Here is a 17,506-nt window from a genome sequence, read left to right as displayed (position 1 = left end):
TTCGCGTCCGTTCACCACGGTGGCGCAGGCGTCATCTGGGCCAGGCGGCGACGAGGGCGGCCTCGAGACCGGGACGGTCGTCCTTCGCGATCTGGCGGCCCTGCGCGTCGGTGACGTAGAACGCGTCGACCACCGCCCCGGCCATCGACGAGACGCGGGCGGCGCGGATGTCCAGGCCGGCGCTCTCCAGCGCGGCGGTGATGCGCGACAGCAACCCGATCTCGTCGTCGCCGCGGAACTCGACGACGGTGGCGTCCGCGGAATCGTCGAACCAGAGGACGGTCGGCCGCCGCTGCGGGCTGCCGGCCGGGCGGCGGGAGTAGGTCTCCTCCTTCTGCCGCAGCTTCTCGGCCAGGCCGAGCTCTCCCTTGAGCGCGCGGGCCAGATCGCTGCGCAGCAGGGCCGGGTCGGGCAGCTGGCCGAAGCGCGGGTGGACGACGAACCGGTTCACGGCCATGCCGGCATGGGTGACGACGGACGCCTCGCGGACGTCCAGGGAGTGCAGGGCGAGCACTCCCGCCGTGCGGTACATGCCGCCGGGACGGTCGGGCACGGCGACGACCACCTCGGCCGCGGCGGTGTCGCCGGTGATGCGGACGGCGAGCTCCCCCGCCTCGGCCAGCTCGCGGCGCTCGTCGTCGAGCAGCACCGGCTCGGGGCCGCGGCGCCCGCCGATGGCGGCGCGGGTGCGGCGGACGAGGTCGTCGATCAGCCGCGACTTCCAGTCGCTCCAGGCCGCCGGTCCGGTGGCCGTCGCGTCGGCACGGGCGAGCACGCGCAGCAGATCGAGCAGCTCGACGGAGTCGTCCACCGACTCGCGCACGATCGTCAGCGTCATCGGGTCGCCGATGTCGCGGCGCGTCGCGGTGTTGGGCAGCAGCAGGTGGTGGCGCACGAGGCCGACCACCACCGCGAGGTCGTCGCCGGCATAGCCCATGCGGCGGGCCACGACCGCGGCCCGTTCCGCGCCGACGACCGAGTGGTCGCCGCCGGGATACCCCTTGCCGAGGTCGTGCAGCAGCGCGCCGAGCACGAGCAGGTCCGGACGGTCGACCTCGGCGTCGAACCCGGCCGCCGCCGCGGCGCACTCCAGCAGGTGCCGGTCGACGGTGTAGCGGTGCACCGGGTTGTGCTGCGCACGGCAGCGGACGGCGTCCCACTCGGGGATGAGCGCGACGAGCAGTCCGGCCTGGTCGAGCGACTCGAGCACCCCGATCGCCGGACGGCCCGCGCCGAGCACGGCGAGCAGGTCCTCGCGGGCGGCGGCGGGCCACGGCGTGGGCAGCGGCGCCGCCTCGGACGCGAGCCGCTCCAGGGTGAAGGGCGCGATGGGCAGGTCGTTCTCGGCGGCGGCGCGGGCGACGCGCAGCACCAGGCCTGGGTCCGACCACGGGTCGGCGTCGCGCGCGAGCACGACCTCGCCCTCCTGGGCGACGACGTCCTTCGCGAGCCCGACCCGCTCGGGTCCGGGGCGGGCGCCGAAGAGGCGCCGTCTCGGCTTCGCGTCGGCCGCGGCCGCGACCCGCCGCCACGCCATCTCGACGGCGTGCGCGATCGAGCGGGCGGCCTCGTTGACCCGGCGCAACAGCTGGTCGCGGCCCTGCTCGACCGTCTCGCCGTGGGTGTCGACGAAGCCGAGGGCGGCGGCGACGCCGTCCTGCTCCTGCTGGCGCAGCACGTCGTCGCTACGGCCGCTGAGGCGTTGCAGCTCGCCGCGGACGTCCAGCAGCACGGGGTAGGCCTCGCGCACCCAGACCGGGTAGTCGACGAGCTGCGCGGCGGCGAGCGCGTGCAGCGCCTGCGCGTCGCGCAGCCCGCCGCGGGAGTCCTTGAGGTTCGGCTCGAGCAGGAACGCCGCCTCACCGGCAATCGCCCACCGTTCGCGGGAGATCTCCTGCAGCTCGGGCAGCCGCTTCGCCGCGGTCGTCCGCCAGACGTCCAGCACGGACCCGCGGACGCGCCCGGTCAGGCCGGCGTCGCCGGCGATGTGGCGGATGTCGAGCAGGCCGAGCAGCGCCTTGAGGTCGTCGCGCGCGACGGCGACCGCCTGGTCGGGCGTGCGGACGGAGTGGTCGAGGCTGACACCGGAATCCCAGATCGGGTACCAGATCGCGTCCGCGACGTCGCCGAGGTCGGGGATCTTCCCCTCGTACAGCAGCACGAGGTCGAGGTCGGAGTGCGGCGCGGGCTCGCGCCGTCCGAGACCGCCGACGGCGACGAGCGCGACGTCCGGACGCTCGGGCAGCAACTGCTGCAGCCACGCGTCGCAGGCGTCGGACAGTTCCTGACGGAGGCGGGCACCGACGAGTCCGGGCCGGCGCAGGACGCCGGCCCGGACCTCGCCCAGATGCGGGCGCGACTCGTCAGATCGCGTCGCCGTCACGCTCTCCCGTCCGGACCCGGACGAGGGACTCGACCGGGGTGACCCAGACCTTGCCGTCACCGATCTTGCCGGTGCGGGCGGCCTCGACGATGGCGCCGACCAGCTTCTCGACGTCGAAGTCGCTGACGACGACCTCGATCTTCACCTTCGGCACGAAGTCGACGGTGTACTCGGCGCCGCGGTAGACCTCGGTGTGGCCGCGCTGGCGCCCGAAGCCCTGCACCTCGCTGACGGTGAGCCCCTGGACACCCAGGACCTCGAGCGCCGCCTTCACGTCGTCGAGCTTGAACGGCTTGACGACCGCGGTGATCTGCTTCACGCCAGGGCCCCTTCCTTGTTCGAGAGCGACGAACCGAGCGCCGCGGACGGGATACCGCTGGAGCGGCCTTCGAGATCGTAGGCGGTCTCGCCGTGCTCGGCGTAGTCGATGCCCTCGACCTCTTCCTCCTGCGTGATGCGCCAGCCGATCGTGTACTTGATGGCGAGGGCGATGATCAGCGTGGCGACGCCGGACCACAGGATCGCGATGCCCGCACCCGCGGCCTGGTCACCGAGGGAGGCGAGGCCGCCGCCGTGGAACAGGCCGTCGACGCCGCCGGCGCCCGCCTTGACGGAGAACAGGCCGATCAGCACGGTGCCGATGATGCCGCCGACGAGGTGGACACCCACGACGTCGAACGAGTCGTCGAAGCCGAGTTTGAACTTCAAACTGACGGCCCAGGCGCAGGCGCCGCCGGCGATCGCGCCGATGGCGATGGCGCCGACGAGGTCGACCGCGCCGCAGGCTGGGGTGATCGCGACGAGACCCGCGACGATGCCGGACGCCGCGCCCAGCGCGGAGGCCTTCTTGTGCAGGATGCGTTCGATGACGAGCCAGCCCAGCATCGCGGCCATCGTGGCGATCGTCGTGTTGAGGAAGGTGCGCCCGGTCTCGGAGAAGAACTGGTTCTGGAACTCGGCCGCGGTCTGGTCGCCCGGGAAGACGATCGAGCCGACGTTGAAGCCGTACCAGCCCACCCACAGCAGGCCGGCGCCCAGCATGGTCAGCGTCAGGTTGTGCGGGCGCATCGGGTCCTTCTGCCAGTTGACCCGCTTGCCGACCACGAGCGCGAGCACGAGGCCCGCGACACCGGCGTTGATGTGCACCGCGGTGCCGCCTGCGTAGTCCTGCGCGCCGATCGTCTTGCCGATGAAGCCGCCGCCGAACACCATGTGCGCGAGCGGGAAGTACGACAGCGTCGCCCAGATGGGCAGGAACACGCACCAGGACGACAGCTTCACGCGGTCGGCGACCGCGCCGCTGATGAGGGCCGCGGTGATCACCGCGAACGTCAGCTGGAACATCACGAAGATGTAGGTGTCCGGCGTGACGTCCTTCAGGCCGAAGAGCTTGAACGGGTCGGCGAACAGCTTGCCGTCACCGCTGAACCCGTCGCTGAACGACATCGACCAGCCCCACAGGACGTAGACGATGCCGATGATGCCCATCGACACGAAGGACATCATCATCATGTTGAGCACCGACTTCGACCGGCTCATGCCGCCGTAGAAGAAGGCGAGTGCCGGGGTGGTCATCATGAGCACGAGCAGAGTCGCGACGATCATGAAGGCGTAATAGCCGTCCACGGAACCTCCATCGGAATGGTCAGGTGGGCGCCCGCACGTCGTCCGCCGCCACGGCGCGGCCCATCGATCGAGTGCACTCTGTGCGGCCGAGGTTTCGGCAGGCCGCCGGGCGTGTTTCCGGTGCGTTACACGCACCCCCGTCCGTCCGGCGGCGCCCGTGGGTGACCGGTGTGCCCGGTTTTGGGTGGTGTCCGGTGCGGCCCGTACGGTCGTGCGGTGACCAGCCTCACCCATCACGACGCCGTGGCCCGTGCCGCTCGACTGACCGTCCACGGCTACGACGTGCGCCTCGACCTCACCGCGGATACGACCACCTTCACCAGCCGGACGACCGCCCGGTTCGCGTCGCGCGACGGGCTGCCGGTGCATCTGGACGTCCGGCCCGAGCAGCTGCGCTCGGCGACGCTCGACGGCCGCGACGTCTCCGGCTCGTTCGACGCCGCAGCGGGACGGCTCACCCTCGATCCGTTGCCCGGCGGGGAGCACGAGCTGGTCGTCGACGCGGTGATGGAGTACTCGCGCGACGGTGAGGGGCTGCACCGCCACGTCGACCCGGCCGACGGGCGCACCTACCTCTACGCGATGAGCTTCCTCGACGCCGCACCGCGCTGGTTCGCCTGTTTCGACCAGCCCGATCTCAAGGCGCCGGTCGGGCTCGACGTCCGCTGCCCGTCCGACTGGGTCGTCGCCGGCAACGGACCGGCGACGGCCGTGGCGGACGGGCACTGGCGCATCGAGCACGGGCCGCCACTGGCCACGTACTTCACGACGCTCGTCGCGGGACCGTTCCACGCGGTGCACGGCGAGCACGACGGCATCCCGCTCACGCTGCTGGCGCGCCGGTCGCTGGCCGAGCACCTCGACCGCGACGCCGACGAGCTGTTCGCGCACACCGCCCACTGCTTCGACGAGCTGCACCGGCTGTTCGGCGTCCGCTACGGGTGGCCGACGCTGACGCACGCGTTCGTCCCCGAGTTCAACGCCGGCGCGATGGAGAACCCCGGCTGCATCACCTACCGCGACCAGTTCGTGTTCCGCTCGCAGGTGACCGACGCGCAGCGGCAGTCGCGCAAGGTCACCATGGCGCACGAGATGGCCCACCTCTGGTTCGGCGACCTCGTGACCATGCGGTGGTGGGACGACCTGTGGCTGAACGAGTCGTTCGCCGAGTACCTCGGCAACCGCGTCGTGGGTGACCATGCCTGGGCCGCGTTCGGCATCGAACGCAAGTCATGGGGTCACCGGGCCGACCAGCGGCCGTCCACGCACCCCGTCGCCGGCAACGGCGCACCCGACGCACAGTCCGCGCTCGCCGCCTTCGACGGCATCTCCTACGCCAAGGGCGCGTCGGCGCTGCGGCAGCTGGCCGTGCACCTCGGCGACGACGCGTTCCTCGCCGGGCTCCGCGCGCACGTCGCCGACCACGCCTTCGGCAACGCCGACTTCGCCGACCTCGTGTCCGCCTGGAACGCGACCGGCACGGACGTCACGGCCTGGGCGGACGCCTGGCTGCGCACCACCGGCCTCGACACGCTGCGCGTCGAGGACGGGCAGCTGGTGCGCGACGGGTCCCGTCCGCACACGATCGACGTCGCGGCGTTCGACGGGTCCGGCCGCGAGCAGGCACGGCACCGGCTCACCGTCGACGGCGACCGGGTGCCGCTCGACCTGCGCGCCGGCTCCGGCGGTCTCGTCCTGCCCGACGTCGGCGACGCGACCTGGGCGAAGATCGGCCTTCCCACTGCCGCGTGGGAGCGCCTGCTCGGGCTGCTGCACCGGCTGCACGACCCCCTGACCCGGGTTGCGGTCTGGAACGCGCTGCAGCTGGCCGTCGCCGACGCCGAGCTCGACCCGGTCCTGGCCGCGCAGATCGCCGGCCGGGCGCTGCCGTTCGAGTCCGACGCGACGATCTCCGCGGTCGGTCGGTGGGCCCTGGAGACGCTCGCCGGCGCGGTCCTGTCCGGTCGCGACCGCGCTTTCGCCCGCCGGATGGTCTTCGGGGAGGCGCAGGTGCGCTTCGACGCCGACCGGCGCAGCACCGACCCGCTCGACCCGGGCCGCCGCCTCGCGCTGGTGCGCCTGGCGATCGCGGCGTGCGACGACGAGACGGTGCTGCGGGCGTGGCTGGCCGGCGACCTGCCGTCCGGGCTCGAGCTGGACGACGAGCTGCGGTGGGAGCTGCTGCGCGCGCTCGCCGCGCTCGGTTCACTGTCGGCAGCCGAGCTCGACGCGGCGTCCCGGGCCGACCGCACGTCCCAGGGGCTGGCGCACGCGGCCTGGTGCCGCGCCGCCCGTCCCGACGCGGACGCCAAGGCCGAGGCGTGGACGACGCTGATGACCGATCCCGACTGCGGCAACTACGAGCTGTACGCCCTCGCCCAGGGGTTCTGGCGTCCTGGCCAGGAGACGGTCACCGACCCCTACGTCGAGCGGTACTTCGCCGAGCTGCCCGCCGCGGTCGAGCTGCGCTCGGGTTGGGTCGCCGACCGCCTGGCCCTGTTCGCCTATCCGTGGTGCGCGGTGACCCCGCGGACGCTCGAGCTCACCGGCGCGCTGCTGGACTCGCGTGTCCTGCCCCCGGGCGCGCAGCGGTCCGTCGTCGACGCCGGCGACGACCTGCGCCGCGCCCTCGCCGTCCGCCCCCGCTTCCTCCCCTCTCGTTGACTGGCACGTATCGGTCCTGACTGGTGAGTTGAACTCGTCCAGTCAGCACCCGTTCCCGCCAGTCGATTCGGCAAGATGCCAGTCGATCGGGCGGACGCTTGCACCTCACGTTGCGTGAGGGTGCAGGGTGATCGACGTGGACGACGACTACCCGGTGGGACGGGTCGCAGAGCTCGCGAACGTGAGCGTGCGCACCCTGCACCACTACGACGAGATCGGGCTGCTGAGCCCGTCCCACCGGACGTCCGCCGGACACCGCAGGTACACCGCAACCGATCTGCAGCGGCTGCGGGACATCCTCTTCTACCGGGAACTCGAGTTCCCGCTGGACGAGATCGCGTCGATGCTCGCCGATCCGGACGGCAGCGTCGACGACCGCCTGCGCCACCAGCACCGCCTGCTGCGCGAGCGCCGCGACCGCGACGCCCGCCTGCTGGCGGCCCTCGAGAGACAGATGGAGGCACGGAACATGGGCATCTCGCTCACTCCGGAGGAGCAGTTCGAGATCTTCGGGACGGACCGGTTCGGCGGCGAGTACGCGGACGAGGCGCAGCAGCGCTGGGGTGACACCCCGCAGTGGGCGCAGTCGCAGACCCGCACCGCCGCGTACACCAAGCAGGACTGGGTCGAGATCAAGGCCGAGACCGACGCGGTCGAGGCCGGCTTCGCGGCCGCCTTCGCGGAGGGTGAGCCCGCGGCCGGCCCGGCCACTCGCGACCTGGTGGCCCGTCACCGCGCCGGGATCGAGCGGTTCTACGACGTGTCCGACCACATGCACCGCTGCCTGGCGGAGCTCTACGTGACGGACACCCGCTTCACCGCCCACTACGACGACCGCGCCCCGGGCCTCGCCAGGTACGTGCACGACGCGATCCTGGCCCACACCCCGGACGCCTGACCGCCTTCCCCTGCGGTGTGGTCGATCCGGAGCCCCGGATCGCGACCACACCGCAGGGGAGGTGACACGATCGGCGGCGTGACGACGCCCCGCGAGCAGAGCAACCGGGCGCTGCTGCGGGCGCGGGACGCGATGGACCGGTCCTACGCCCAGCCCCTCGACGTGGCCGCCCTGGCCGCGGTCGCGCACGTCTCCCCCGCGCACTTCATCCGCACCTTCAAGCAGACGTTCGGCGAGACCCCGCACCGTTACCTGCAGCGCCGGCGCGTGGAGCGGGCGATGTTCCTGCTGCGGACGACCGACACCCCGATCACCGAGATCTGCGTGGCCGTCGGGTTCACCAGCCTGGGCACGTTCAGCCGCACGTTCCGCGACGTCGTCGGCGCGTCGCCGAGCGCGTACCGCGGTGCCCGTCCGCAGCGGCCGCCGTCGGTGCCGTCGTGCTTCGCGCTGTCCTGGACGCGGCCCAGCGGTGATCGAGCAGTTTCGGAGAAGCGAACTCCCCCGGCGGGCCCATAGCGTTCCGCGTGTCACCACCGACCAGGGAGCAGATCATCATGTGGAACTCGATCAACATGTCGCACGTCTTCGTCCTCGACCAGGAACAGGCCAAGCAGTTCTACGTCGACGTCCTCGGCCTCGAGGTCGGCACGGACGTCGACTTCGGACCGATGCGGTTCCTGACCGTGCGGGTGCCGAACGACCCCGGCCGCGAGATCCTGCTCGAGCTCGTCGGACCGCCGTCCATGGACCCCACCAGCGCCGAGCAGACCCGTGACCTGGTCACCAAGGGCGCCACGGGGTTCACGTTCGGCCTCACGACCGACGATTGCCAGAAGACCTACGAGACGCTCAAGGCCAAGGGTGTCGAGTTCACGCAGGAGCCGACGCAGCAGCCCTACGGCATCGACTGCGGCGCGCGCGACCCGTTCGGCAACCACTTCCGCATCGTTCAGTTGGCGGGCTGACCGACCTCGTCGCGGGCGGCGGTGAACGCGCGCACCGCCGTCCGCACGTCGTCCTCCGAGTGCGCCGCCGACAGCTGCACCCGGATGCGCGCCTTTCCCTTGGGGACCACGGGGTAACTGAAGGCGATCACGTACACCCCGTGCGCCAGCATCGCGTCGGCGATCTTCGCGGCCAGCACCGCGTCGCCGAACATCACCGGGACGATGGGATGCTCGCCGGGCAGCAGGTCGAAGCCGGCCTCGGTCATCAGTGAACGGAACAGCGCCGCGTTCGCGCGCAACCGCTCCCGCTCCCCCGAACCACCGGTCACCAGATCGAGCGCGGCGATCGACCCCGCCACCACCGACGGCGCCAGGGCGTTGGAGAACAGGTACGGACGGGCACGCTGCCGCAGCAGCTCGACGATCTCGGCGCGGCCGCTGACGTACCCACCGGACGCCCCGCCCAGCGCCTTGCCGAGCGTGCCGGTGTTCACGTCGACGCGGTCCTGCACACCGAACAGGTCGGGCGTCCCGCCGCCGTTCGGGCCGACGAAGCCGACGGCGTGCGAGTCGTCGACCATCACCATCGCGTCGTACTTCTCGGCGAGGTCGCAGATCTCGGGCAGCGGCGCGAGGTAACCGTCCATCGAGAACACGCCGTCGGTGACGACGAGCCGCCGGCGCGCCCCGGACGCCGCCTGCAGCTGCGCCTCGAGGTCGGCCATGTCGCGGTTGCGGTAGCGCAGCCGCTGCGCCTTGCACAGCCGGATGCCGTCGATGATCGACGCGTGGTTCAGCTCGTCGCTGATCACGGCGTCGCGGTCGTCGAGCAGCACCTCGAACACGCCGCCGTTGGCGTCGAAGCAGGACGAGAACAGGATCGTCGCCTCGGTGCCGAGCAGCTGCGACAGCCGTCCCTCGAGTTCGGTGTGCTGGGTCTGCGTGCCGCAGATGAAGCGGACGGACGCCATGCCGAAACCCCACTCGTCCAGCGCCGAGCGGGCGGCGGCGACCACCGACGGGTGGTCGGCCAGGCCGAGGTAGTTGTTGGCGCAGAAGTTGAGCACGTCGGCACCGCCGGAGCGCACGTGTGCCGCCTGCGGCGACGCCAGCTCGCGCTCGTGCTTGTAGAGCCCGGCCTCGCGGATCTCGTCCAGGGTTTCGCGCAACTGTGCGCGAACTGCTCCGTACACCACGTCAGGACCGCCCTCTCACAACGATGTCCAGTCGAGCACGACCTTGCCGCACTGCGCGCCGCGTGCCGTCGCGAAACCCTCGGCCCAGTCGCTCGCGGCGAAGCGATGGGTGATGACGCCGCCGACGTCGAGCCCCGAGCGCAGCATCGCGCTCATCGCGTACCAGGTCTCGAACATCTCGCGGCCGTAGATGCCCTTGATGGTCAGCATGTGGGTCACCACGCGGGCCCAGTCGACCTCGATCGGCGTGCTGGGCAGACCCAGCATCGCGACGCGGCCGCCGTGGTTGAGATTGTCGATCACCTCGGGCAGGGCGGACGGGTGCCCGCTCATCTCGAGGGCGACGTCGAAGCCCTCGACCATGCCGAGCCGTGCCTGCGCGTCGGCGATCGTCCCGGACGACACGTCCAGAGCGAGGTCGACGCCCATCGAGCGGGCCAGCTCGAGGCGGTACGGCGACACGTCGGTGACGACGACGAACCGCGCCCCCACGTGCCGGGCGACCGCGGCGGCCATCAGCCCGATCGGACCCGCTCCGGTGATGAGCACGTCCTCGCCGACCAGCGGGAACGACAGCGCGGTGTGCACCGCGTTGCCGAACGGGTCGAAGATCGCGCCGAGGTCCGGGTCGACAGGGGTGCGGTGCACCCACACGTTGACCTCGGGCAGCACGACGTACTCGGCGAAGGCACCGTCGCGGTTCACGCCGATCGACGACGTGCGGATGCACAGGTGGCGTCGGCCGGCCCGGCAGTTGCGGCAGGTGCCGCACACCACGTGGCCCTCGCCGCTGACGAGGTCGCCGACCCGCACGTCGCGGACGGCGGCGCCGACCTCGACGACCTCGCCGCAGAACTCGTGCCCGGGCACCAGCGGCGCGTTCACCGCGCCGGCGGCCCATGCGTCCCACTGCTCGATGTGCAGGTCGGTGCCGCAGATGCCGGTGCGCAGCACCCGCACCTTGACGTCGGACGGTCCCGTGCCCGGTTCCGGCCGTTCGGTGAGTTCGAAGCCCGGCGACGCTGCCGGCTTGAACAGTGCCTTCATCGCGGTGCTCAGGCCTCCCCGAGCAGGGCGTCGACGAACGTCTCGGGTTCGAAGGGTGCGAGGTCGTCGGCCCCCTCGCCCAGACCCACCAGCTTCACCGGCACGCCGAGCTCGCGCTGCACGCTGATGACGATGCCGCCCTTGGCGGTGCCGTCGAGCTTGGTCAGCACGATGCCGGTGACGTCGACGACCTCGGTGAACACCCGCGCCTGCACCAGCCCGTTCTGGCCCGTGGTGGCGTCGAGCACGAGCAGGGTCTCGTCGACCGGCCCCTGCTTCTCGACGACCCGCTTGACCTTGCCGAGCTCGTCCATGAGCCCGACCTTGGTGTGCAGCCGGCCGGCGGTGTCGATGAGCACGGTGTCGACCTTCTCGTCCGTGCCCCGCTTGACCGCGTCGAACGCGACGCTGGCCGGGTCGCCCTGCTCCGGCCCGCGGACGGTCGTGGCGCCGACCCGCGAACCCCAGGTCTCGAGCTGGTCGGCAGCGGCGGCACGGAACGTGTCGGCGGCGCCGAGCAGCACCGTCCGCCCGTCGGCGACGAGCACGCGGGCGAGCTTGCCGCACGTCGTCGTCTTGCCGGTGCCGTTGACGCCCACGACCATGACGACGGCCGGACGGTCGCCGGTCGGCGTCGAGTGCAGCGTGCGGTCGAGGTCGGGCTGCAGCGCGGTGACGAGCTCCTCGGCGAGCAGCGCGCGCAGCTCGCCGGCGGAGCGGGTGTTGAGCACCTTGGTGCGGGTGCGCAGCCGCTCGACGATCTCGGTGGTGGCGCCGACGCCGACGTCGGCGGTCAGCAGTGCCTCCTCGACCTCCTCCCACGCGTCGTCGTCGAGGTTCTCGCGCGACAGCACCGACAGCAGGCCGCGGCCGAGCGCGTTCTGCGACCGGGCGAGCCGGGCGCGCAGCCGCTGCAGCCGCCCGGCCGTCGGCTCGGGCGTCTCGAGCGCCGGCGCCGCGGCGACGTCCTCGACTCCGGTGTCCGTCTCGAGCAGCTCGGGCGGCACCGTGTCGGGTGGCGTCGTCGGCCGGGCCCGGCTGGGCCGGGTGACGGTGGCGGACGGCGCGGGCGGCGGTGCCTCGTCGATCGCGCCGCGGCGGCGGCGCGGCACGACGAGCGCCACGGTGACCAGCAGCGCCACGACGACGACGGCGATGGCTATGAAGACGTAGACCACGGGTCCATCCTGTCATCGGACCCGACAACGACCGGCCGGCACCGGCCCACGGGACGAGGGAGTGACCAGTTGACCGCACCCAGACCGACGCCGCGACCCGACGGACGATCCGGCGCCGAGCAGCCGTCCGGACCGCCGACCCACCTGCCCCCCGCGCCACCGGCCGCGCCGTCCGCCCCTCCCGGCGAGCCGCACGTCCCGGCCCCGACACCCGACGCCGAGTACCGCGGCACGGTGGTGAGCCCGGGTCAGATCGCGCTCGGCGTCGTCAGCGGAGCGGTGCTCGCGGTGATCCTGCTGGCGTTGGGAGTGTGGTGGGCGGCGATCCTCGCGTTCGTTCTCGCGACCGCCGCCGGCGTGTGGCTGGCGCCGGTCTCGGTGCTCGTCGACCGGCACGGAATCGCGATCACCCAGGGACGGGGCTCGAAGGAGTCCCGGGTCGTGCACCCGAGTGAGATCCGCGCCGTCGAGCTGCGGCAGATGTCGGCCAGGGACACCGTCGCGTCGTCGTTGGGGTTCGTCGCGGGCGACGACACCGGCGAGAAGACGACCCGGCTCGTCGTGCGCCCGGGACCCGCGCTCGTGCTCACGCTGAACGACGGCGAGCTGATCCAGCTCTCCGTGGCGGACGGCCCCGCCGCGCTGGCCGCGGTCCGGGCGGCACGCACGCCCCGCTGAGGACGACGAAAGGCCGGGCCCGTGGGCCCGGCCTTCGCGACGTGCGTGTGACCTACTCGGTGGGGACCAGACCGCCGGTCTGGTACTCGCCCCAGCTGACGTTCCAGAGACCGTAGCCCTGGCCCATCTGCATCTCGGGGCCGTCGGCGTTCGGGTAGGTGACCACGTCGCCGACGCGCAGGAAGCCGTACAGCTTGGCTGCGTCGGCCGGCAGCAGGTTGGTGCAGCCGTTGGACGAGTTGACGCCCGCGTTGATGTTGCGGATGTTCCACTCGGCCTGGTGCAGGTACTCGCCGCCGTAGGTGAGGCGCTGCGTGTACTTGACGCCGCACTCGTAGTAGCCCGGGCCACGCATGCAGATGCTGCGACCCTTCTCCATGATCACCTTGATGCCGCGCTGCGTGCGGGTGTTCGGCGCGCCGAGCGAGGTCGGGAAGGTGCCCCACTGCTTGCCGTCGCTGACGACGGTCACCTTGTTGGTGCTGTCGTCGACGGTGACGATGTTGCGCGGTCCGATGCGGAAGTCGAGCGAGGTCAGCTTGCCGTCGGACACGTAGTTGCGGCCCAGCGAGGTGTTCTTCGGCGGGAAGGTCACCTTGATGCGCGAGTGGGCGGGCCAGTAGTCACGCGGACGCAGCTGCGCCTCGATCGGGCCCCGTCCGGCGCTGGAGTACTGGAAGTACCAGGCCGTCTTGAGCGGCTTGCCGTTCGCGGTGACCTTGGTGTCGGCCTGCCACTGCTTGCCATCGGTGATCTTCTTGGAGAAGTAGACGATCACGGGCATGCCGACGCCGTACTCGACGCCGTCGCTGTTCAGCGTGGTGACCTTCACCGCGGTCTTGGGCTTCTCCGTCTTCGTCGGAGTCGGCGACTCGGAGGCGCTGCTCGGCGCCGACGAGCCGGTGCTCTGGCCGTCGGCGGACGTCGGCGCATTGGTGTCGCCGGGACCACTGCTGTCGGACGAGCAGGCGCTCACCACGAGGGCGAGCACGGCCAGCAGCGCGGCGACGATCCAGCTCTTGCGGACAGGAGAGGGCTTCGACACGGCCCCCACGGTAGGTGAGGGCCCCAGAACAGGCCAATTCCCCGTGACTTTGTCACAGCTTCGCAACCCGGGGCGGCTGTGCCGTCAGGACGCCTCGCGCAACCGCTGCGAGATGACCTGGGTCACGCCGTCGCCGCGCATGGTGACGCCGTAGAGCGCGTCGGCGACTTCCATCGTCCGCTTCTGGTGCGTGATCTGGATGATCTGGCTCGACTCGCGCAGCTGCGTGATGAGCTCGAGCAACCGACCGAGGTTGACGTCGTCGAGGGCGGCCTCGATCTCGTCCATGACGTAGAAGGGGCTGGGGCGCGCGCGGAAGATCGAGACGAGCAGCGCGACCGCGACCAGCGAGCGCTCGCCACCGGACAGCAGCGACAACCGCTTGACCTTCTTGCCCGGCGGCCGCGCCTCGACCTCGATGCCGGTCAGCAGCATGTCGTCGGGCTCGGTGAGCACGAGGCGGCCCTCGCCACCGGGGAACAGCGTCGCGAACACGACCTGGAACTCGCGGGCCACGTCGTGGTACGCGCTCGTGAACACCTCGAGGATGCGGTCGTCGACCTCCTTCACGACGGTCAGCAGGTCGCGACGGGTTGCCTTGAGGTCCTCGAGCTGGGTCGACAGGAACTGGTGACGCTCCTCGAGAGCGGCGAACTCCTCGAGTGCGAGCGGGTTCACCTTGCCCAGCAGCGCGAGGTCGCGCTCGGCGCGGTGGGCCCGCTTCTCCTGGGTCGCGCGGTCGTACGGACCCGGCTGCGGGGCGGTGACCTCCTGGCCGCGCTCGCGGGCCTGCTCGTACTCGGCCATCTCGGCGGCGCTCGGCGGGCACGGCTGGTCGGGGCCGTACTCGGCGAGCAGCGCGTCGACCTCGACGCCGTACTCCTCGACGGCGCGGGCCTCGAGCTGCTCGATGCGCAACCGCTGCTCGGCGCGCATCACCTCGTCGCGGTGGACGGCGTCGGTGAGGCGGCCGAGCTCCTCGGCCAGCTCACGCGCCCGCACGCGCACCTGGGACAGCTCCGCCTCGCGCCCGGTGCGGGCCTGCTGCGCGGCGTCGCGCTCGGCGGCGGCCGCGGACACCGACGTCGCGATGCGGTCGAGGGCGGCCTGCGCGGCGTCGCGGACGGCGGCGGCCACGAGGGCACCGCGGGCACGTGCCTCACGGGCCTGCTGCCGCTTGCGACGGCGCGCCCGCTCGACCTCGGCGGCCCGCAGCAGCTGGTCGGCGCGACCCTGCACGGCACGCACCCGCTCCTCACCGGTGCGCACGGCGAGCCGGGCGTCCATCTCGGTCTGCCGGGCGGACGCGACCTGCTCCTTGAGCCCGTCGCGCTCGGTGGTGTCGGGTTCGGACGGCTCGGCGTCGCCCCCGCCGTCCGACTGCGCCAGCTCGAGGCGTTCCTCCAGCTCGGCGAGCCCGGCGACGTCACGCTCGCGGCCCTCGTCGACCTTCGCGCGGGCAGCGTCGAGACGCTGCGCCTCGGCGCTCGCGGAGCGTGCGACCTGGCCCAGCTGGGCGAGCCGCTCGGCGACGGCCGACAGCGCGGCGTCGGACTCGTGCAGCGCCTCGAGCGCGGCCTCGACGTCGGCGCGACGCTGCTGCGCCTGCTCGCGCGCCTCGGCCAGCTCGGTGCGGAAACGTTCGTGCCGCGCGGCGGCGTCGTCGGCCTTCTGCCGCGCCTCGTCGATTGACGCGCTGATCTCGATGGCGGACGGCGCGCTGGACGAGCCGCCGTACACGAAGGCAGCGGTGTACACGTCGCCGTCGCGGGTGACGATCTTGTCGGCGGCGCCGCCGAGCAGCCCGCGGGCGGCGGCGAGGTCGTCGGCCAGGTTGCCGGCCAGGTTGTCGGCGACGACGGTCCGGCAGAGCAGCGCGGCCAGGGCGGCGTCGAGCCCGGGACCGGCCTCGACGAGATCGTCGGCCCACACCGCGCCGTCGGGCAGGTCGACGTCCGCGCGGGTGGCGGTGCCCGACACGTCCGCACGGATGAAGCCGGCCCGGCCGGCGTCCTGCTCGCGCAGGAACTCGAGCGCGGAGCGCGCGGTGTCGACGGAGTCGACGGCCACCGCGTCGGCGGCCGGTCCGAGCGCGGCCGCGATCGCCGCCTCGTACCCCGGGCGGACGGTGATCGCGTCGGCGAGCGAACCCCGCACCCCGGGCAGCCTGTCGCCGGCGGCCAGCACCGAGTCGGTGCCGTCCTTGCGGGTGAGGCCCACGACGAGCGCGTCGGCGCGGGCGGTCCAGGTGGAGCGCTCGCGTTCGGCCTCGCGCTCGGCGTCGGACAGTTCGCGGACGCGCGCCTCGACGGCCTCGAACGCGGCGACGGCGTTCTCGTGGCGGTCGTCGAGGCCGAGCTCGCCGGCGTCGAGCTGGCCGACCTCGCTCTGCACGGTCTCGAGTTCGACCTCGGCAGCGGCGGCCCGGTCGCGCGCGTCGGCGGCCGCGGCGGCGAGCCGGTCGGCCTCGTCGCCGGCGGACGAGACCCGCATGCGCAGCGCGTTGACCTGCCCGGTCAGCCGAGCCAGTCCCTCGCGGCGGTCGGCGACGGCGCGGACGGCGGCCACGATCGCCCGCTCGGCCTCGGCCAGCCGGCGCTCGAGGTCCTGGCGGCCCTCGACGGCGTCGGCGAGCTCGCCGCGGGCGCGTTCGAGCTGGTCGCCGAGCTCGGCCTCCTGCTCGCGCACCTGCGCGGCCTCGGCCTCCATGTCGGCGGGGTCGCGGCCGGCGCGCTCCTCGTCCGGCTGCGTGCCCAGGTGACGCTGCCGCTCGGTCGCCAGCGACGCCGTGCCCCGCAACCGCTCCTCGAGCGTGCTCAGGCGGTGCCAGACGTCCTGGGTGCGGGCGAGCAGCGGGGCGTCGGCGGCCAGCGCCGCGTCGAGCTCGCTCTCGCGGCCGCGGGCCTCGGCCAGCGCCGTCTCCACGCCGGTGCGGCGCTCGCGGATCGCCTCCTCGTCGGCGACCTCGCGCTCGAGCTCGGTGCGCAGGGTCAGCAGGTCGTCGGCGAGCAGCCGCAGCCGGCTGTCGCGCAGCTCGGCCTGCACGCCCTGCGCCCGGCGGGCGATCTCGGCCTGCCGGCCCAGCGGCTTGAGCTGGCGGCGCAGCTCGGTGGTGAGGTCGGTGATGCGGGTCAGGTTGGCCTGCATGGCGTCGAGCTTGCGCAGCGCCTTCTCTTTGCGCTTGCGGTGCTTGAGAACGCCCGCGGCCTCCTCGATGAACCCGCGCCGCTCCTCGGGTCGGGCCTGCAGCACGGCGTCGAGCTGGCCCTGCCCGACGATCACGTGCATCTCGCGGCCGATACCGGAGTCGGACAGCAGCTCCTGGATGTCGAGCAGCCGGGCGCTCTCGCCGTTGATCTCGTACTCGCTGCTGCCCTCGCGGAACATGCGGCGGGTGATCGAGACCTCGGTGAAGTCGATCGGCAGCGCGCCGTCGTTGTTGTCGATGGTGAGGGTGACCTCGGCCCGGCCCAGCGGCGGGCGGCCGGCGGTGCCGGCGAAGATCACGTCCTCCATCTTGCCGCCGCGCAGCGCCTTGGCGCCCTGCTCGCCCAGGACCCAGGCGATGGCGTCGACGACGTTGGACTTGCCCGAGCCGTTGGGCCCGACCACCGCGGTGATGCCGGGTTCGAAGCGCAGCGTCGTCGCGGACGCGAAGCTCTTGAAGCCCCGCAGCGTCAACGACTTGAGGTGCACGGTGGGACCAGCACTCCTGACCTGACGGTTCGGCGGCCGCCCGGCGGGCGGTGGGACGGCGACGAACCTACCCCCTGGCGCGCGGGCCGTTCAGCAGGCCGGACGACGTCCGCGGAGCAGCACGGAACTTCGGTCCGAGCAACAG

General features: G+C 72.5%; 13 protein-coding genes. 5 read left to right on the top strand and 8 right to left on the bottom strand.

All coding sequences use genetic code 11. The annotated features are described in order from the left end of the window. Positions 1–31: 31 nt before the first annotated feature. From ACYVP9_RS13420 to ACYVP9_RS13410, 3 genes are read right to left on the bottom strand one after another with little or no spacing between them, the layout of a single operon-like run. Positions 32–2,383: a bifunctional uridylyltransferase/uridylyl-removing protein GlnD gene (locus ACYVP9_RS13420; protein WP_460605373.1), complete on the bottom strand. Its 2,352-nt coding sequence runs from the start codon at positions 2,381–2,383 to the stop codon at positions 32–34. Then, positions 2,364–2,702 carry a P-II family nitrogen regulator gene (locus tag ACYVP9_RS13415; protein WP_460605371.1) on the bottom strand — a complete coding sequence of 113 codons (339 nt, stop codon included), beginning with the start codon at positions 2,700–2,702 and terminating at the stop codon, positions 2,364–2,366. The genes ACYVP9_RS13420 and ACYVP9_RS13415 overlap by 20 nt, the downstream gene beginning before the upstream one ends. Next, positions 2,699–3,988, bottom strand: a complete 1,290-nt coding sequence (locus tag ACYVP9_RS13410) for an ammonium transporter (RefSeq protein ID WP_460605536.1) — start codon at positions 3,986–3,988, stop codon at positions 2,699–2,701. Before ACYVP9_RS13410 ends, ACYVP9_RS13415 begins: the two co-directional genes overlap by 4 nt. 237 nt (positions 3,989–4,225) lie before the next feature. On the opposite strand from ACYVP9_RS13410, the gene pepN reads away from it, so the two are divergent. The 4 genes from pepN to ACYVP9_RS13390 all read left to right on the top strand — a co-directional run bounded on the left by pepN (position 4,226) and on the right by ACYVP9_RS13390 (position 8,539). Beyond that, the gene (pepN, locus tag ACYVP9_RS13405; protein WP_460605370.1) at positions 4,226–6,673 is read left to right on the top strand and encodes a M1 family aminopeptidase; all 2,448 of its coding nucleotides are present in this window, start codon (positions 4,226–4,228) and stop codon (positions 6,671–6,673) included. Positions 6,674–6,809: 136 nt separating this feature from the next. Then, a complete protein-coding gene (locus ACYVP9_RS13400) occupies positions 6,810–7,571 on the top strand; it encodes a MerR family transcriptional regulator (protein WP_460605369.1) in 762 nt (253 codons plus the stop codon). A gap of 132 nt (positions 7,572–7,703) precedes the next feature. After that, complete coding sequence (locus ACYVP9_RS13395) at positions 7,704–8,090, top strand: helix-turn-helix transcriptional regulator (protein WP_460605535.1); 387 nt, start codon at positions 7,704–7,706, stop codon at positions 8,088–8,090. A 38-nt stretch (positions 8,091–8,128) separates the two neighbouring features. Then, positions 8,129–8,539, top strand: a complete 411-nt coding sequence (locus ACYVP9_RS13390) for a VOC family protein (protein WP_460605534.1) — start codon at positions 8,129–8,131, stop codon at positions 8,537–8,539. On the opposite strand, the gene ACYVP9_RS13385 is transcribed toward ACYVP9_RS13390, so the two are convergent. Genes ACYVP9_RS13385 through ftsY form a run of 3 tightly spaced genes read right to left on the bottom strand, consistent with a single transcriptional unit; the run spans position 8,524 to position 11,942 of the window. Beyond that, positions 8,524–9,714, bottom strand: coding sequence for a glycine C-acetyltransferase (locus ACYVP9_RS13385; protein ID WP_460605533.1), 1,191 nt, complete (start codon positions 9,712–9,714; stop codon positions 8,524–8,526). The two genes, ACYVP9_RS13390 and ACYVP9_RS13385, sit on opposite strands and share 16 nt — an antisense overlap. An 18-nt stretch (positions 9,715–9,732) precedes the next feature. Beyond that, on the bottom strand, positions 9,733–10,764 hold the full coding sequence (gene tdh, locus ACYVP9_RS13380; RefSeq protein ID WP_460605368.1) for an L-threonine 3-dehydrogenase: 1,032 nt from the start codon (positions 10,762–10,764) through the stop codon (positions 9,733–9,735). 8 nt (positions 10,765–10,772) lie between these two features. Further along, entirely contained in the window at positions 10,773–11,942 is a 1,170-nt protein-coding gene (ftsY, locus tag ACYVP9_RS13375) for a signal recognition particle-docking protein FtsY (protein WP_460605367.1), read from the bottom strand. Positions 11,943–12,011: 69 nt separating this feature from the next. Between ftsY and ACYVP9_RS13370 the strand changes: the two genes are divergently transcribed. Next, entirely contained in the window at positions 12,012–12,620 is a 609-nt protein-coding gene (locus ACYVP9_RS13370) for a hypothetical protein (RefSeq protein ID WP_460605366.1), read from the top strand. A 52-nt stretch (positions 12,621–12,672) separates the two neighbouring features. Here the strand turns inward: ACYVP9_RS13370 and ACYVP9_RS13365 are convergent, their stop codons facing one another. Next, on the bottom strand, positions 12,673–13,665 hold the full coding sequence (locus tag ACYVP9_RS13365) for a L,D-transpeptidase (protein WP_460605365.1): 993 nt from the start codon (positions 13,663–13,665) through the stop codon (positions 12,673–12,675). 84 nt (positions 13,666–13,749) lie between these two features. Continuing rightward, on the bottom strand, positions 13,750–17,361 hold the full coding sequence (smc, locus tag ACYVP9_RS13360; RefSeq protein ID WP_460605364.1) for a coiled-coil domain-containing protein: 3,612 nt from the start codon (positions 17,359–17,361) through the stop codon (positions 13,750–13,752). Positions 17,362–17,506: the final 145 nt, after the last annotated feature.

The sequence above is a fragment of the Jatrophihabitans fulvus genome, assembly GCF_054781375.1.
This window is presented reverse-complemented; position numbering and strand designations above follow the sequence as displayed.